18 protein-coding genes are annotated in these 14,164 nt (G+C 46.9%); 13 read left to right on the forward strand and 5 right to left on the reverse strand.

The genetic code is table 11. The features are described from left to right. The first annotated feature begins 20 nt into the window (after positions 1 to 20). Together mntR and ACFYU8_RS00755 are read left to right on the forward strand one after the other, a co-directional pair. The gene (gene mntR, locus ACFYU8_RS00750) at positions 21 to 452 is read left to right on the forward strand and encodes a transcriptional regulator MntR (RefSeq protein WP_106837664.1); all 432 of its coding nucleotides are present in this window, start codon (positions 21 to 23) and stop codon (positions 450 to 452) included. Positions 453 to 572: 120 nt separating this feature from the next. After that, on the forward strand, positions 573 to 1,502 hold the full coding sequence (locus ACFYU8_RS00755; protein WP_390296743.1) for a patatin-like phospholipase family protein: 930 nt from the start codon (positions 573 to 575) through the stop codon (positions 1,500 to 1,502). Between the two features lie 42 nt (positions 1,503 to 1,544). On the opposite strand, the gene ACFYU8_RS00760 is transcribed toward ACFYU8_RS00755, so the two are convergent. Both ACFYU8_RS00760 and ACFYU8_RS00765 read right to left on the reverse strand, forming a co-directional pair. Continuing rightward, on the reverse strand, positions 1,545 to 1,898 hold the full coding sequence (locus ACFYU8_RS00760) for a hypothetical protein (RefSeq protein ID WP_390296740.1): 354 nt from the start codon (positions 1,896 to 1,898) through the stop codon (positions 1,545 to 1,547). A 36-nt stretch (positions 1,899 to 1,934) separates the two neighbouring features. After that, positions 1,935 to 2,882, reverse strand: coding sequence for a DUF1385 domain-containing protein (locus ACFYU8_RS00765; protein ID WP_390296737.1), 948 nt, complete (start codon positions 2,880 to 2,882; stop codon positions 1,935 to 1,937). A 124-nt stretch (positions 2,883 to 3,006) separates the two neighbouring features. Here ACFYU8_RS00765 and ACFYU8_RS00770 point away from each other — a divergent pair, with 124 nt between their 5' ends. From ACFYU8_RS00770 to ACFYU8_RS00800, 7 genes are all read left to right on the forward strand, one after another. After that, entirely contained in the window at positions 3,007 to 3,519 is a 513-nt protein-coding gene (locus ACFYU8_RS00770) for a YqhR family membrane protein (protein ID WP_390296734.1), read from the forward strand. Positions 3,520 to 3,675: 156 nt separating this feature from the next. Next, entirely contained in the window at positions 3,676 to 4,116 is a 441-nt protein-coding gene (aroQ, locus tag ACFYU8_RS00775) for a type II 3-dehydroquinate dehydratase (protein ID WP_390296731.1), read from the forward strand. Positions 4,117 to 4,144: 28 nt separating this feature from the next. Beyond that, positions 4,145 to 5,215: a M24 family metallopeptidase gene (locus tag ACFYU8_RS00780; RefSeq protein ID WP_390296728.1), complete on the forward strand. Its 1,071-nt coding sequence runs from the start codon at positions 4,145 to 4,147 to the stop codon at positions 5,213 to 5,215. A gap of 41 nt (positions 5,216 to 5,256) precedes the next feature. Beyond that, the gene (gene efp / locus ACFYU8_RS00785) at positions 5,257 to 5,814 is read left to right on the forward strand and encodes an elongation factor P (protein WP_390296725.1); all 558 of its coding nucleotides are present in this window, start codon (positions 5,257 to 5,259) and stop codon (positions 5,812 to 5,814) included. A gap of 143 nt (positions 5,815 to 5,957) precedes the next feature. Beyond that, positions 5,958 to 6,812 carry an aminoglycoside 6-adenylyltransferase gene (gene ant(6), locus ACFYU8_RS00790; RefSeq protein WP_390296722.1) on the forward strand — a complete coding sequence of 285 codons (855 nt, stop codon included), beginning with the start codon at positions 5,958 to 5,960 and terminating at the stop codon, positions 6,810 to 6,812. Positions 6,813 to 7,254: 442 nt separating this feature from the next. Beyond that, on the forward strand, positions 7,255 to 7,824 hold the full coding sequence (locus ACFYU8_RS00795; protein ID WP_390296719.1) for an RNA polymerase sigma factor: 570 nt from the start codon (positions 7,255 to 7,257) through the stop codon (positions 7,822 to 7,824). Continuing rightward, the gene (locus ACFYU8_RS00800) at positions 7,805 to 9,499 is read left to right on the forward strand and encodes a DUF4179 domain-containing protein (RefSeq protein ID WP_390296716.1); all 1,695 of its coding nucleotides are present in this window, start codon (positions 7,805 to 7,807) and stop codon (positions 9,497 to 9,499) included. Before ACFYU8_RS00795 ends, ACFYU8_RS00800 begins: the two co-directional genes overlap by 20 nt. 52 nt (positions 9,500 to 9,551) lie before the next feature. Here the strand turns inward: ACFYU8_RS00800 and ACFYU8_RS00805 are convergent, their stop codons facing one another. Genes ACFYU8_RS00805 through comA form a run of 3 tightly spaced genes read right to left on the reverse strand, consistent with a single transcriptional unit; the run spans position 9,552 to position 11,578 of the window. After that, the gene (locus ACFYU8_RS00805) at positions 9,552 to 10,013 is read right to left on the reverse strand and encodes a DUF441 domain-containing protein (protein ID WP_012686015.1); all 462 of its coding nucleotides are present in this window, start codon (positions 10,011 to 10,013) and stop codon (positions 9,552 to 9,554) included. A gap of 36 nt (positions 10,014 to 10,049) precedes the next feature. Further along, on the reverse strand, positions 10,050 to 10,766 hold the full coding sequence (locus tag ACFYU8_RS00810; RefSeq protein WP_390296713.1) for a 2-phosphosulfolactate phosphatase: 717 nt from the start codon (positions 10,764 to 10,766) through the stop codon (positions 10,050 to 10,052). After that, entirely contained in the window at positions 10,757 to 11,578 is an 822-nt protein-coding gene (comA, locus tag ACFYU8_RS00815; protein ID WP_390296710.1) for a phosphosulfolactate synthase, read from the reverse strand. Before comA ends, ACFYU8_RS00810 begins: the two co-directional genes overlap by 10 nt. Positions 11,579 to 11,727: 149 nt before the next feature. Here comA and ACFYU8_RS00820 point away from each other — a divergent pair, with 149 nt between their 5' ends. The 4 genes from ACFYU8_RS00820 to spoIIIAB all read left to right on the forward strand — a co-directional run bounded on the left by ACFYU8_RS00820 (position 11,728) and on the right by spoIIIAB (position 14,158). Continuing rightward, positions 11,728 to 11,991, forward strand: a complete 264-nt coding sequence (locus tag ACFYU8_RS00820) for a YqhV family protein (protein ID WP_007725730.1) — start codon at positions 11,728 to 11,730, stop codon at positions 11,989 to 11,991. Between the two features lie 79 nt (positions 11,992 to 12,070). Next, positions 12,071 to 12,550, forward strand: coding sequence for a CD1247 N-terminal domain-containing protein (locus ACFYU8_RS00825; protein WP_390296708.1), 480 nt, complete (start codon positions 12,071 to 12,073; stop codon positions 12,548 to 12,550). Between the two features lie 139 nt (positions 12,551 to 12,689). Next, on the forward strand, positions 12,690 to 13,652 hold the full coding sequence (gene spoIIIAA, locus ACFYU8_RS00830) for a stage III sporulation protein AA (protein ID WP_390296706.1): 963 nt from the start codon (positions 12,690 to 12,692) through the stop codon (positions 13,650 to 13,652). Then, positions 13,640 to 14,158, forward strand: coding sequence for a stage III sporulation protein SpoIIIAB (spoIIIAB, locus tag ACFYU8_RS00835; protein WP_012686020.1), 519 nt, complete (start codon positions 13,640 to 13,642; stop codon positions 14,156 to 14,158). The genes spoIIIAA and spoIIIAB overlap by 13 nt, the downstream gene beginning before the upstream one ends. Positions 14,159 to 14,164 lie beyond the last annotated feature (6 nt).

The following is a 14,164-nucleotide window of genomic DNA, read 5'->3' on the forward strand; positions in this document are numbered from 1 at the left end:
TTGGAAATGAGGGGTTCACAATGCCGCCGACGCCGAGTATGGAAGACTATTTGGAACGCATTTACAACTTAATTGAAGAAAAGGGCTATGCTCGTGTCTCCGATATTGCTGAAGCGTTGGAAGTACATCCCTCTTCGGTCACGAAAATGGTTCAGAAGCTTGACAAAGACAAGTATCTGGTCTACGAAAAATACCGTGGACTTGTCTTGACGCCAAAAGGGAAGAAAATCGGAAAACGCCTAGTGGATCGTCACAGTCTTCTGGAAGAATTTATGCGGATCATTGGCTTGGATGAAGAGCATATTTATAAGGATGTGGAAGGAATCGAGCACCATCTGAGCTGGGAATCGATTACATGCCTGGAGTATCTGGTTCAGTACTTCGAGGCAGATCCAAAGCGTATAGAAGAGCTTCGTAACATTCGTTTGTTAGATGAGCAAAAAGAGGAATAGTCTATATCGTTATCGTATTATAGCGCAAGCCGACCAGGCTTGCGTTTTTCTTTGTGGTAATGGAAAAGCTGTCGTCTTATACATGGAAAATAGGGAGGAATTTTAGGGAGGGGAAACAAGGTGAAAGCGGATGCAGTCTTTGAAGGTGGTGGCGTAAAAGGAATCGCTTTTATAGGTGCCTTACGAGTCATGGAGGAGAATGGATACACATGGGAAAGACTCGCTGGTACCTCGGCTGGCTCCATTGTGGCAGCTTTGCTCGGCGCAGGCTATTCCAGCCATGAATTGAAACCGATCTTTGAAGAGCTCGATTACCTTCACTTTCTCAAGCGCTCAGGGCTGGGCAGGATCCCTCTCATCGGACCACTCTATGAACTAGTCGTGCGGGAAGGAATTTATCGAGCAGATCGAATCGAGTTGTTCATAGACGAGTTGCTACGGCGAAAAGGAGTTCGAACATTCGGAGATCTTCCTCCCGGGAAGTTGAGGATTGTCGCATCCGATGTCACTGACGGAAAAATGCTTGTTTTTCCCGAAGATTTGGCACGGTATGATGTAGAACCAGATCAATTTCCAGTGGCACGAGCAGTTCGCATGTCTTCGTCTATTCCGTTCTTTTTTCAACCTGCAAAGCTGACAAGTGCTGGACATGTCCACTACATCGTCGATGGCGCATTATTGAGTAACTATCCCGTGTGGTTATTTGATGTACCGGGGACTCCGCGGTGGCCAACGATTGGTTTTCGCCTGAGTGATGACCAAGACAAGAGAGAAGCGACCAGCATTAAAGGTCTTTTTTCCTTCTCCCGGGGATTGCTGGCGACCATGCTCGATGCCCATGACCGCCTGTATGTGGAAAAGGCAAAAGCCGTACGGACGATTTTCATTCATACATTAGGGGTGAGGACTACCCAATTTCAACTGTCAAATGAAATGCGGCAACAATTGTTTGATTCAGGGGAAGCAGCGGCTCACAAATTTTTGGCACAATGGGATTTTGAAGATTACGTTAAAGTGTTTCGCAATAGCTCTCCGAAAATGCTGGTTTAAAAACAAAAACAGGTCGCCGATTCAGGCAACCTGTTCTTGTTTTTAGTGGGAGATATTATTTTGTGATTTTTCGTCTGGTTTCTCTTTTTGCTTTCCTTTGCTGCCTTCAATCACACGAAACGGATGATCTTTTCTCGGGGTAGTCGACTGCTTCTTCACAGCTTGCCTGGCAATGGAGGGCTTTGGTTTCACCTTGACCTTTGGTTGTCTAGGTTTGCCTGCGCCTTGTGAAAAGAAGGAGCCAGTTTGTAAATAGTTGCGCACGACCAAGAAAAGTACAACGGATAATCCCAGAATGGTAATCGTACTGACAGGATCATTGATGAGTGTCATCAAAAATCCGTAAATCGCCAATACCATCACGATCATTATCACTGGTGGAATGCGGCGTAACATAGGGCCTCACCTCTATGGGAATAAAAATGCCTCACGTTATCCGGTCGTAACCATTCTTTCCTGCACGTGCTTCTGATCAAGCTCCCGCATCTTCTGGAACGAAGCAATGGCTACCTCGACTTGGCTGTCATCTGGTTCGCGAGTTGTGATCTTTTGCAGCCACAATCCTGGATAACCAAGGTAACGTAGGACTGGTACATCACGGAGCTTGTTTGTCCACTGTAAAACCTCATAGGATACGCCGATGACCAGTGGCAAAAGAACGATGCGTTGTACGACCCTCTCCGTCAGGGAGTCATAACTGAATAACGAGTAAATCACAACACCGACCAGCACCGAGAAAATGAGAAAGCTGCTCCCGCAACGGTAATGCAGGGCGGAAAATTTTTGTACATTGGCTACTGTTAATTCTACCCCGGATTCGAATGCGTTAATCACTTTATGCTCGGCCCCGTGGTATTGAAAAAGCCTTTTAATCAACGGAGCTTGTGCAATGGCTGTAATGTAACCGAGGAGGAGCAAGATTTTAAATCCGCCTTCAGCCAACGTTTGAGGAACGCCATCTGGTACCCATTTACCGAGTAAAAAGTCGGCCAGAAAAACGGGAACGAGTGTAAACACGAATTTGCCGAACAGGAAGGAAAGTACCCCGACGACAGCAACACCTAAAATCATGGTGAGCTTCGATGGACTTTCAGAAACTTCTTCTCCTGACTCCATACTGTATTGTTCAGAGGCGAAGTTGAGATGTTTGGCCCCATTGGCGCTGGCTTCGACCAAACCAACGATCCCACGCAATAACGGAATCTTTTTCAGCGTAGTAATCCATTTATATTCCGTCCTTGGGGATTCAAAATACTCAATTTCATGATTTTTTTTGCGAACAGCTGTAACAGTCATGGTTTTGCCACCGAACATAACACCTTCGATGACGGCCTGACCGCCGTAGCTAGGTACGTTTTGTTGCGCCAATACAATCACCATCCTTACCACTATATTAACGGAAATGGCGACTTGAAGCTACAAGGAGTTCGCACTTTTCCAACAAATGTAAAGCAAAAGTGAAAAGCTTAGAGGAAGAGCATACTACAGAACAGAGGTGATGGAAATGGAAGTAAGTAAATCAGGTCGGAAGCACAGGGAAGCGCGCGTATCCCATATGGAGGAAAGTAGTCAAGGGAGTAAAAGAATCTCCACTTCGAAGATTCTGGAGGTCGCATTCTGGGGAACGATTATTTGGGGGCTCATTCGTATGATGGCTCACTTTTTGAACATGACCCCGTACGGAGTCGGAGCGTTTGCACGTCCCTTTATCCGTATTGAGGATGAAAATATGTTTGCGAGCATATGCCTCGGTGCCAGCGTGTTGTTCGTTGAAACAGTCGTTGCTTCATTTGTGTTCAGCTTGCTATTTAGTCGGATCCGTGCGTGGTGGTTAGGACTCGTCTACGGGGCAGTCATGTTAGTGATAGCGGGCTTCTTCTTTCATATCGGAAATTGGGAGGTAGCCACTTTGAGTACGGAAGGCGCTTGGTATCTGACGTTTGGTTTGTTCATCGGGATGACAATCATGCTCGAGCAGTCAGATGAGAATCATGCTTGGAATGAATCCACAAGGTAGGAGGATTTCTCCGCTCCTTGTCAAAATGGATGTAGCAATGTTTAAAATGTTGCATAGATGAATGCCCACTATGGAACCAGGACGGCTTGTGGTAAAATGTTTCATTAGTAAAAAAACTTTTTCCGAAGAATGTAGATGATGAGGGAGGAATGGTCGATGACTTCCGTTTTGTTACTGAACGGTCCCAACCTGAACTTATTAGGGACAAGGGAGCCGGATGTTTACGGAAGAGAAACGCTGGAAGATGTGGTGACTATCCTGACGGGTGTCATGGATGAGTTGGGCGGAAAGCTTGAGCATCTCCAATCGAATCACGAAGGTGTCCTCATCGACGCGATTCATCAGGCAAGAGGCGTCCATGACGGCATCTTGATCAATCCAGGGGCTTTTACACATTACAGCTATGCGATCCGAGACGCATTGGCCAGTGTGGCTCTGCCAACGATTGAAGTACATATTTCCAATATTCATGCACGAGAAACATTTCGCCATCACTCGGTCATCGCTCCTATTGCGATTGGACAAGTTGTCGGGTTGGGAATCGATGGATATGAATGGGCACTAAGAGCGCTCGTCCGGAAAATCGAAAAAAAATAAGAGCTTTCGAAAAGGGGAAAAGGCTGCCATGAAACAACGTCTGCAAAAATTGCGCGAAGCACTTACACAAGTTGGAGCAGAGGCGTTTATTACCGAAAAAACAGAGAACCGTTTCTACCTGAGTGGTTTCACCGGATCAACGGGATGGGTGATTGTCACCGAAACAGAGGCGTTTCTCGTCACTGACTTCCGCTATGTGGAACAAGCGCAAGAACAAGCACCTGATTATACGGTAGTAAATAACGAGCGAAAAGCTGTTGAAGCCATCGCAAAGCTCTTGCAAGAAAAAGGGATCAAGCGCTTAGCATTCGAAAGCAGCGTGTCCTTTAGCAGCTATCAGGAATGGAATAAAGGATTTGACGGAGTAGAGCTGGTACCAACAAGTGGTTTGCTTGAAAAAATCCGCATGTTTAAAGACGAATCCGAGATGGTCATTATTCGTGAAGCGGTTCGTATTGCAGAAGCAGCGTTTACGCATATTCAAGGCTACATCAAGCCAGGTGTGCGTGAATCCGATGTTGCTTTGGAATTGGAATACTTCATGCGCAAACAAGGAGCGACGGGCTCTGCCTTTGATATGATCGTAGCGTCGGGTGTGCGCGGCGCTTTGCCACATGGACGTGCGTCCGAGAAAGTGATTCAAGCAGGGGAAATGGTTACGCTTGACTTTGGTGCTGCTTATCAGGGCTACAATTCCGACATCACACGTACGTTGTCCGTGGGAGAGCCAGACCCGAAAATGCGAGAAATCTACGAAATCGTTTTGCGTGCGCAGTTGGCAGGTTTAGAAGCATTGAAGCCAGGTGTATCCGCAAAGGATGCTGACGCAGCAACGAGAGACATCATCACAGCAGCAGGCTATGGCGATGCCTATGGACATAGCGCAGGTCACGGTCTCGGACTGGAAGTTCACGAACTGCCGGGGTTGTCGACTGTAAGTACCTTCGTATTGGAGCCAGGTATGCTCGTCACGATGGAGCCAGGCATTTATGTAACAGGTCTTGGTGGCGTGCGCATCGAAGACGATGTGTGGATTACAGCTGATGGTCACGAGAACCTGAACAAGTCCACGAAAGAGTTGCTCATTTTGCCTGTGTAATTTATACTTATTCTGTTATTGATTGATTTGGGAGGACTACCATGATCTCTGTAAACGATTTTCGTACCGGTTTGACAATCGAAGTGGATGGCAATATTTTTACCGTGCTAGAATTCCAACACGTAAAACCAGGTAAAGGTGCGGCATTCGTTCGCTCCAAACTGCGCAATCTGCGTAGCGGCAACACGACAGAAATGACCTTCCGCGGCGGCGAAAAAGTAAACCCTGCCCGGATTGAATCCAGCACGATGCAGTACCTGTATGCTAGTGGTGATGAATACACTTTCATGAATACTGAAACATACGAGCAAATGACGTTCACTCAAAAACAAATCGAGCGTGAACTGCGTTTCCTCAAGGAAAACATGAACGTGCAAATCATGCAGTACAACGGAGAAACAATCGGCATTCAATTGCCGAATACAGTTGAACTGGTTGTATCAGAATGTGAGCCAGGTGTAAAAGGTGACACGGCTTCTAACGTAACAAAGAAAGCAACCTTGGAAACTGGCTTCGTAGTAAACGTTCCTCTCTTCGTAGAAGAAGGAGAGCGTCTGATCATCGATACTCGTACGGAAGCATACGTTTCCCGCGCGTAAAAGTACGGATTGCAAGAAAAGCTGTGCCCATTTGGGTGCAGCTTTTTTTATTTGATTTCTCATATTGATGCGCTATTGTAAAAATTATGCAATTACACTAAATTAAGTGGTACGGAGAAATAGTAGGGTGGAGGGGTACTGCATTGAGAACGGAACAAGAAATGATCAGCATGCTGATCGATTTCGCCAGGAAGGATGATCGAATCCGCTTGGTAACCTTGGAAGGGTCACGCACGAACAAAAATATACCCGCTGATCCATTCCAGGATTATGATATTTCGTATTTTGTGACAGAGATGGATTCTTTCAAGGAAAATGATCAATGGCTCGATATTTTTGGGGATCGGATCATGATGCAGAAGCCGGAGGATATGGAGCTTTTTCCGTCCGAATTAGGGAATTGGTTTTCCTATCTCATGTTATTTGAGGATGGAAATAAAGTAGATCTGACGTTGATTCCGATAGACGAGACAGAGCAATATTTTGCAGATAGCGACGGCCTAGTTGAGGTTTTGCTTGATAAAGATGCGCTTATCAAACAAGAGGTGCTCGCTTCCGATCGTCAATATTGGATCAAAAAACCAACTGCTAGAGAGTTTGATGACTGTTGCAACGAGTTTTGGATGGTATCTACTTACGTTGTCAAAGGTCTGGCGAGAAAAGAAATCCTGTTTGCGATTGACCATCTAAACGAAATTGCCCGACCAAATTTGCTCCGAATGATGGCATGGCAAATCGGATGTGAGAGAGGTTTTACCTTTAGTGTAGGGAAAAACTACAAATTTGTTGATCACTTTCTTCCAAAAGAAGATTGGGAAGCGTTACTATCCACTTATCGAGAAAATGGCTACGCTGACATGTGGGAATCATTATTCACTTGCTATGAGCTATTTCGAAAATACGCCAAAGCGGTGGCAGACAGCCTTGGATATCCTTATCCGGATTACGATGAAGCCATTACCAAGTATGCGGAAACTATCTACCATTCGTGGAAGTGAAAGTCGCCATTCGACCGCCTTTATCAAGGGCGGTTTTTTTATGCTGTTGGAAAGTAAAAAATTTGGAAGGTATTAATCTCCCAGGAATGCTGGTGAGAAGAAAAAGCGCAGGGCTCGTAGACCTTGACATCGCCTACCCAGTCGGAACTTCAAAAAGGGGACCACGTTTGTCGAACACTTCTTCCTCGAGAACCTTCCGCCCGTAGGGTGGCTTTGGCTCGACGGTACTCTTTTTGAAGTGGAGACGACCAGTGAATCACCCCTGCTGGCGTGTCAGAGTCGAAGAGACCTGTGCTTTTTCTTCTCCTCCACTATGCTGACTCAAACTTTTTTAAAAATGTAATCATTTATGGAAAGAAAATACAAAATGATCCGTTAATTCATATGAACCTGCCAAAACGAACGCTGCGCAGCGAACTTTTTTGAAATGGGAGGATTTCCTTTGCAGGATGATTGGTTGCTCATACAACAGGTACAAACAGGGAATCGGGATGCCTACGCGCACCTGGTCGACAAGTACAAAGATCGTTTATACAGCTATCTTTATCGAATGACGGGACAGCAGCAGGATGCCCAAGACTTGACACAAGAAGCATTCATCAAAGCGTACTGTCAAATGGATAAGTATAAGCCGACAGATGCATTTTTGGCCTGGCTGTATCGGATTGCGTCCAACTTGTGTATAGACGCGTGGCGCAAGAACAAGCACTACGCCAAAACATCTTTGGAAGAGACAAGGCTGATTGAATCCGATACACCCGAAAAAGCTTATCTGGAAAAAGAAAAGCAAGATACCTTGCAGCAGCAAATCATGGCGTTGGGTGAAGAATACCGCGTTGTGTTTTTGCTGAAATACTTGGAACAGATGAGCTACAAAGAGATTAGCGAGATTTTGCATGTTCCGATCACAACTGTACAAATGCGTATCCATCACGCCAAGAAAAAGCTCCGGGCTAGTATCGCGCAAGAAATGTCAGGAGGTGCTGCTATCTATGAATTGCTCCAAAACTGAAGAGTTGCGCAAGTATTTGACTGGTGAGCTATCTGCAAGTGAAGCTAGACTGCTGGAACGACATGTCGAAGAGTGCCTGCTCTGTCAGAGGCTGATGATGGAGGAAGAGGATAGCAGCGAGGAGTTCCCGAGCCTGCAAGTTCCAAGCGCGTTGCCCACAGATTTTACTGTCCAGGTGATGACAGCGTTAAAGCAAGTAAAATTGCCAAAGCCAAAACCAGATTGGAAAAAGAGGAGCGTAAACATTTTGAAGAAAACTGCGTTAGCTGTAGCGAGTGTCACGGCAATCATTACGTTTGGGTCCATGGTGTCTCCGACTTTTGCGAGCTATGTAAACAGTGTCATACAGTCGATTCAAGGTATCGATCAAGGAATGAAGCAGGCTGCTGAAAAGGGGTATGCCCAAGAAATCAATAAAAGCGCGACAGATCAAGGAATTACACTGGTTGTAAAAGAAGTGGTTGCGGATCCAGTGCGGATGGCGATCATTGCAAATATCGTGGATCAAAATGGCAAGCGTATCCCGTTTGATGCGGAAAAAGACGGATTGTCCCTTACTTACAAAACCAAGTCAGGTGAAGACCTGAATCCTGGAGGAGGGGGCTATACCTACGGAGAAGAAGGAGAGTATCTTGTCGTCAGCCATGATATTTTCCGATTCCTGAAAGATAGCAAGAAATTGCCGGATGAGATAATCGTCGGTGTCGAAGCAACGATACTGGGTGGGAAAGAAGGAAGTTGGAAAGTTGAGTTTCCAATTGATATGAAAAAGACGAGGGAAGTGGCAAACCATACAGAGATTGGACAAAAGTACACGACACCGCAAGGGATAAAAATCATATTACAAAACATAATGACGGTTCCGAGTACAAGTTTGCTAGAGTTGGAAACAGTCTGGACAAAAGAAAGAGAAGAACAAATCCAAAAATGGAAAGAGCAAAACGGCTGGATTGTAAAAGAGCCAAAACAAGGTACATTCACAGAAGCGGAGAGGATGGAGAGGTATTTTATCGATATGGGAGTAGCGTTCCAAATATTCGATGAAAAAGGGAATGTGGTAGCAGGATGGGACGATGCCATACAGGAAGAACTTAACCAAATTCGAAAGAACAACGTAAAGCACTCGTATCGCGGAAAAGTGCATGATGACGGTAAAGGAGTTACGAAATGGAATGGGATGACTCCACTAGCAAAGGATCAAACGTACAAATTAAGAATGCACTCCCTGTACCTGTATGAGCCATCGAAATTTCAGGCAACCATCCCGGTGCATACCTTGTTAAAGGATAAGGTGGCCATGACCAACAGTGACAGTACCTATACCTTAACCGGCTTTACCTTAAAAACGACGGAGGGAGATGAAGAAATCGGGAATGAGACTTATTTTGGAAAAGGTGCACTGATTTCGTTCTCGGCAATACTGCCAGAAGGGATCGTCTACACGACTGAATGGTCGGCACAGGATGAGTCCAAACAAACATACAATGTATCTCCTAAAGGAACAACATATACAAGAGGCAAGGATGGAAGAGTGCATGTTACAGGGACATTCTTCATCCGCGACCTTGAAAAACAGCCAAAAGAGTTAAAGCTATCTCACGCTATTCAACAACGCCAATATCAAGACCTCAACTGGGAAGTTCCATTTGAGATGTCCAATAATGCCAAACGCTAAAACAACATAGACAAATCCCCCTCTTGCATGTAAAAGAGGGGGATTTCGTTCTTTATCTGCTTCCAAACCATTCCCACAGCTTCAACACAAACGCTGTAATACCAGCAGCCATCAAAGGTCCGACGGGAATGCCCCGAAAAAACACAATGCCAATGATCGAGCCAATCACCAGACCGACAATCATATGTGGCTCAGAGCGCAGCAAATCGAGTCCTTTTCCATTCATCCAGGTGGCAATGGCACCACCAGCCAGTGCGGTTAAGCCGACGACCGTAGTGAAGAGGGGGGTGACGTCTTTCCACGATATTTTTTCACTGGCGAATGGAACCAGCACGGAAATGGTCAAAAAGAGCAGGCCGAGCTCCAAACCACGTCGTTCTACCGTTGGGAAAAAACGCTCCAGTGCCGTTAGTTTCAACACCAACAATATACTCGCGGCAGTGGCAATAATCGGTGAGCGCCCAATAAGACCGATAACGATCAGGATGACGAGCATCACTTCTCCAGACATCATTGGCATCAAAACCCCTGTCCCTGTTCTCCTTTCACATTATGAGACAAGGTGTGGGAGTATGCGTTTCTCCTTGATATAGGGAACAATTTGATATTGATCCACTTGAGCGCAGTACCGTATGTCGCTTGCGAGATGATGCTGGATGAGCCTTTTTCCTGTTGTGGTGTGGGGTAACAGCTCACTCAGTTTTCCCGCGTAGTACAGGTAGCTCGCTTTTAGAACTTCACTTAGATCACAAATTTGGATGCTCGGTAACGATTGTTGTGCCTGGACAATCATCAAGCCGGCGGCCAGACCGTCTTCTAGAGCGAATTCCGACCGGGTACCTGCACAGTACAGAGTAATATCGAGATGAAACGAAAGAGCGTGCCGAATGCATGCAGTGGCATTCAAGAAACAGCCAATCAAAAGAGCAGAGGCGCGTTCTGCTTTTTGGATCGCGCGAGTCCCGTTCGTCGTGGTGAGAATAAGCTGGCTCTCCGTTTTCCCAAGAGCTGCGATTTCGGTGGGTGAGTTGTTGCAGTCGAATTCAGGGATTTTTTTGCAGTGACGTTCGCCAGCCAAAATACAGTCGTTGGCGCGCAGCGAGTTCGCTTGCCCAATTGTTTCGACCGGGATTACGCTACGAAATCCATTGCCTAATGCGGTGACAATCGTACTGGAGGCACGGAGCACATCAATGACGATGACAACATGATTACTGATCTGTTCAAAACGAATTTCTTCCACGGTTGGCACCACTTCTATTCGCACGGATAACACCTTCCTCTCTCCATGAGAAGGGCTGTATCGCCGCGCAATCCTCGCCGGAGTGTTTCCACAGAGAATACATCTGTAGAGGCAATATTTCCGAGATTAACGTCGTTGCCAATGGCTTTGATGAAGCAGACCTGTTGATCTTTTTGTGGTGCTTCCCAGATCAGTCGGGAGGCTTTTTCTTTTGCTGCCGATACTATGTCTCGAACGAAGGAATCGTCAATCTTGCCGTCTCCGTCGCATACGCCGACAGTACCACTCTCTCTTGCTTCCACAATAACGTGACTGGCACCATTGTGCAGGTCGAAGCTAAGAGTCTCCAGCAATTCATCTCGACATGCGCGATACTCGGCCGTTTTTTTTCCGACCTCTGTGTAGACCACCAGATCATTGTCTAACGCGTAATTGATGGCTTCCTGACGGTGTGCGAAGGATAAGGGGAACGTTCCATCGGAGATTTCTACCGCAGTAAAACCGAGAGAGCGAATCAGCTTCATATAATCTGCAATCGTATTGTGCCGAATGGCAATTTCAAAAAAAGTTCCACCAGGCATGATGTGTACGCCATTTTGCTTTGCGAGGGTCAATTTTTGGTTGAGTATTTCGAGTGGGTACAGAGCGATGGTGCCAAAACCAAGTTTGTATAGATCGATATACGGAGCAGCCAGCGCTAACAGGTCGGAATAAGCGGTAAGTCCAAGGCCTTTGTCAATGACCATGGTTAAGCCCTTCGCCCGGGGCTTCTCTCGGATTTGCCCGGACGGGTTTGCCCAGCTGTCAGGCAAAAACGATTGATCACACTCTAGCATCGGCAAGTTCCTCATTTCTTCTAGGCGTATGGTTCAGTGTATGCCCAGCAGAGGGGAGGAGTGAGGGCAAACGCCTATAGAGGTGGTGCAAAAAGTGCTGAAATGATGTGGTACAGGCATAGAGTGAAAAGAGGGGAGGACGAGACGGTATGTTGGAAAAAGCAATTATGGGTATGGCGGCACTTAGGGTCTTCTCAGGCAGTATCGAGATCATTGCAGCTTTGCTCATTTTAAAAGTGAACCAGGTCGAAAAAGCATTACTCATTAATTCAGGTCTTGCGATCGTCGGGCCAATCATTTTGATCACCACCACGACAATTGGTTTACTAGGGATGTCGGATCGGGTTAGCTTTGCCAAAATTGCTTGGATTCTGGTGGGGATCTCCTGCATCTTGATTGGTGTCCGCAAGTAGTTATCCATTTCCTTCCATTGGTAAATGCAGTCATGATGGGGAACGATATGTGGGAGAGATTGGATGGGAGGGAATGTGGATGCCAGAATCATTGGCGAATCGAATCGCATACTTGCAAGGGTTGGCAGATGGGTTGGAAGTGGGTGAGAAGAGCCCCGAAGGAAAAATGATGGTAGAGATGATTGAGGTTCTAAATGAAGTAGAAGGTCAGCTACGAGAGCTTCACGCGCGAGTGGAAGAGGCCGAGGACTATGTGGAGGCCTTGGATGAAGACTTAGAGGATATTGAGCTCTACCTTTTTGAAGATGAGGATGACTTGTATGAAACCGTTATCGATTGTGAGGATGATGACGACGAGTACGCGACATTCTACGATTTGGATGATGATGAAGACGCGCAACGATATGAAGGACAAGTCGATCCCCATCTCGATACGACCTACGAGTTCGCATGCCCTAGCTGCCAGAAAGAAATCTATCTGCACGAGGGCAAAGATGAGGAAGGTTTCAGACACTATATAATAGAGCCGGTGGATAACAAGAAGACGAATAATCGATGATCCTGATAGGAAAAGCTTGCACTCGCGTTTCTAGCACGAGAGCAAGCTATTTTTTTTGCATAAATCCCGTCCACCTCTGCATAGGATGGAGGTAAGTCAGAGTGGACAAAGGCAGAATGCTGCAAAAGGAGGGTACCTGATGAATGAAATCTTGGCAATATTGCCAGCAACTTTACGCACGATTTTGACGGCCCTTCCTATCGCGGTAAGAGAGAATCTGGAAGAGATTCGGCTTCGGCAAAGCCAGCCGCTAGAAGTCCGGTTTGGCCAACAATCTAGCTACGTGACACCAACGGGGCAAATCACCTCCATACCCGCTCAAGGATGGCTGTTTTCAGCAGAAGAGGCTGCAAAGCTCTTAAACCAGGTCAGCCAGCATTCTCTCTATGCCTTGGAAGAAGAGTTGAAAAGGGGCTACATCACAGTGGTTGGCGGTCATCGCATTGGCATTGCGGGGAAAGTGGTGCTGGACAAGGGTGAAGTGAAAGGAATCAGAGATGTGACGAGCTTCAACATCCGGATTGCCCGCGAGAAAAAAGGTGCGGCCAAGAAGGTCATGCCGTATTTGTTTGAAGATGGCAAATTGCTGAACACGCTGCTCATCTCCCCACCCCAGTGTGGGAAGACGACCTTGCTGCGTGATATGGCGCGAACCATCAGCTACGGGAGCGAGTGGTCTTCAAGTCGCAAGGTAGGAATTGTGGACGAGCGTTCTGAATTGGCGGGATGCTTGCAAGGAGTCCCTCAACGAGATGTTGGTCCGCGGACGGATGTCCTGGATGCTTGCCCAAAGGCTGCGGGGATGATGATGCTGATTCGTTCCATGTCTCCTGATGTTCTGATTGTGGACGAGGTGGGAAGAGCAGAAGATGGCGATGCTGTCTGGGAAGCGATTCATGCAGGTGTAGCCGTCATTTGCTCGGCGCATGGAGCAAGCGTCAAGGAAGTAGCCGAACGCCCCATGCTGGGCAAGCTGATTCGATACGGAGCCTTTTCACGCTATATCGTACTCAGCCGCGCAAAAGGTGTCGGAACGATCCAGGCCATCTACGATCAAAGCATGAACCTGGTTGAAAGGGAGAAGGCTGCATGGTCAAGCTGATGGGAGCCGTACTCATCCTGTTTTCGGCGTCGATGGTTGGTTGGCAGATCGGCAAGTATTACGCGAATCGTCCCGTTCAGCTTCGGGCTCTGCTCGTTGCTCTGCAAATGCTCGAAACGGAAATTGTGTTCGGGATGACCCCACTACAGCGGGCGTTTGTGAAGGTTGGTCATCGTGTCTCCGAAGAGGTAGGGAAAGTATTTCTTCTAGCCGCTGAATTCCTGCAAACAGAAAAGGCGCATTCGGCTGAGGAAGCCTTGCAACAAGCAATGAACAGACTCTGGACACAAACCGCTTTGCGAAGACAAGAGCGAGAGGTGCTTGAGAGTCTAGGTCAGGTACTCGGATCATCCGATCGGGAAGACCAGCAAAAGCATTTGCGCCTAGCTGTCACCCACCTGCGAGGGCTGGAAGAGGAAGCTCGTGCAGAACAGGAAAAGTACGAAAAAATGTACAAGAGTTTGGGCTTCTTAGGTGGACTCTTGGTCGTCATCCTGATGTTCTAAAGGCGA

Origin of the sequence: Brevibacillus sp. NPDC003359, from assembly GCF_042878995.1 — a bacterium.
GTDB lineage: Bacteria > Bacillota > Bacilli > Brevibacillales > Brevibacillaceae > Brevibacillus.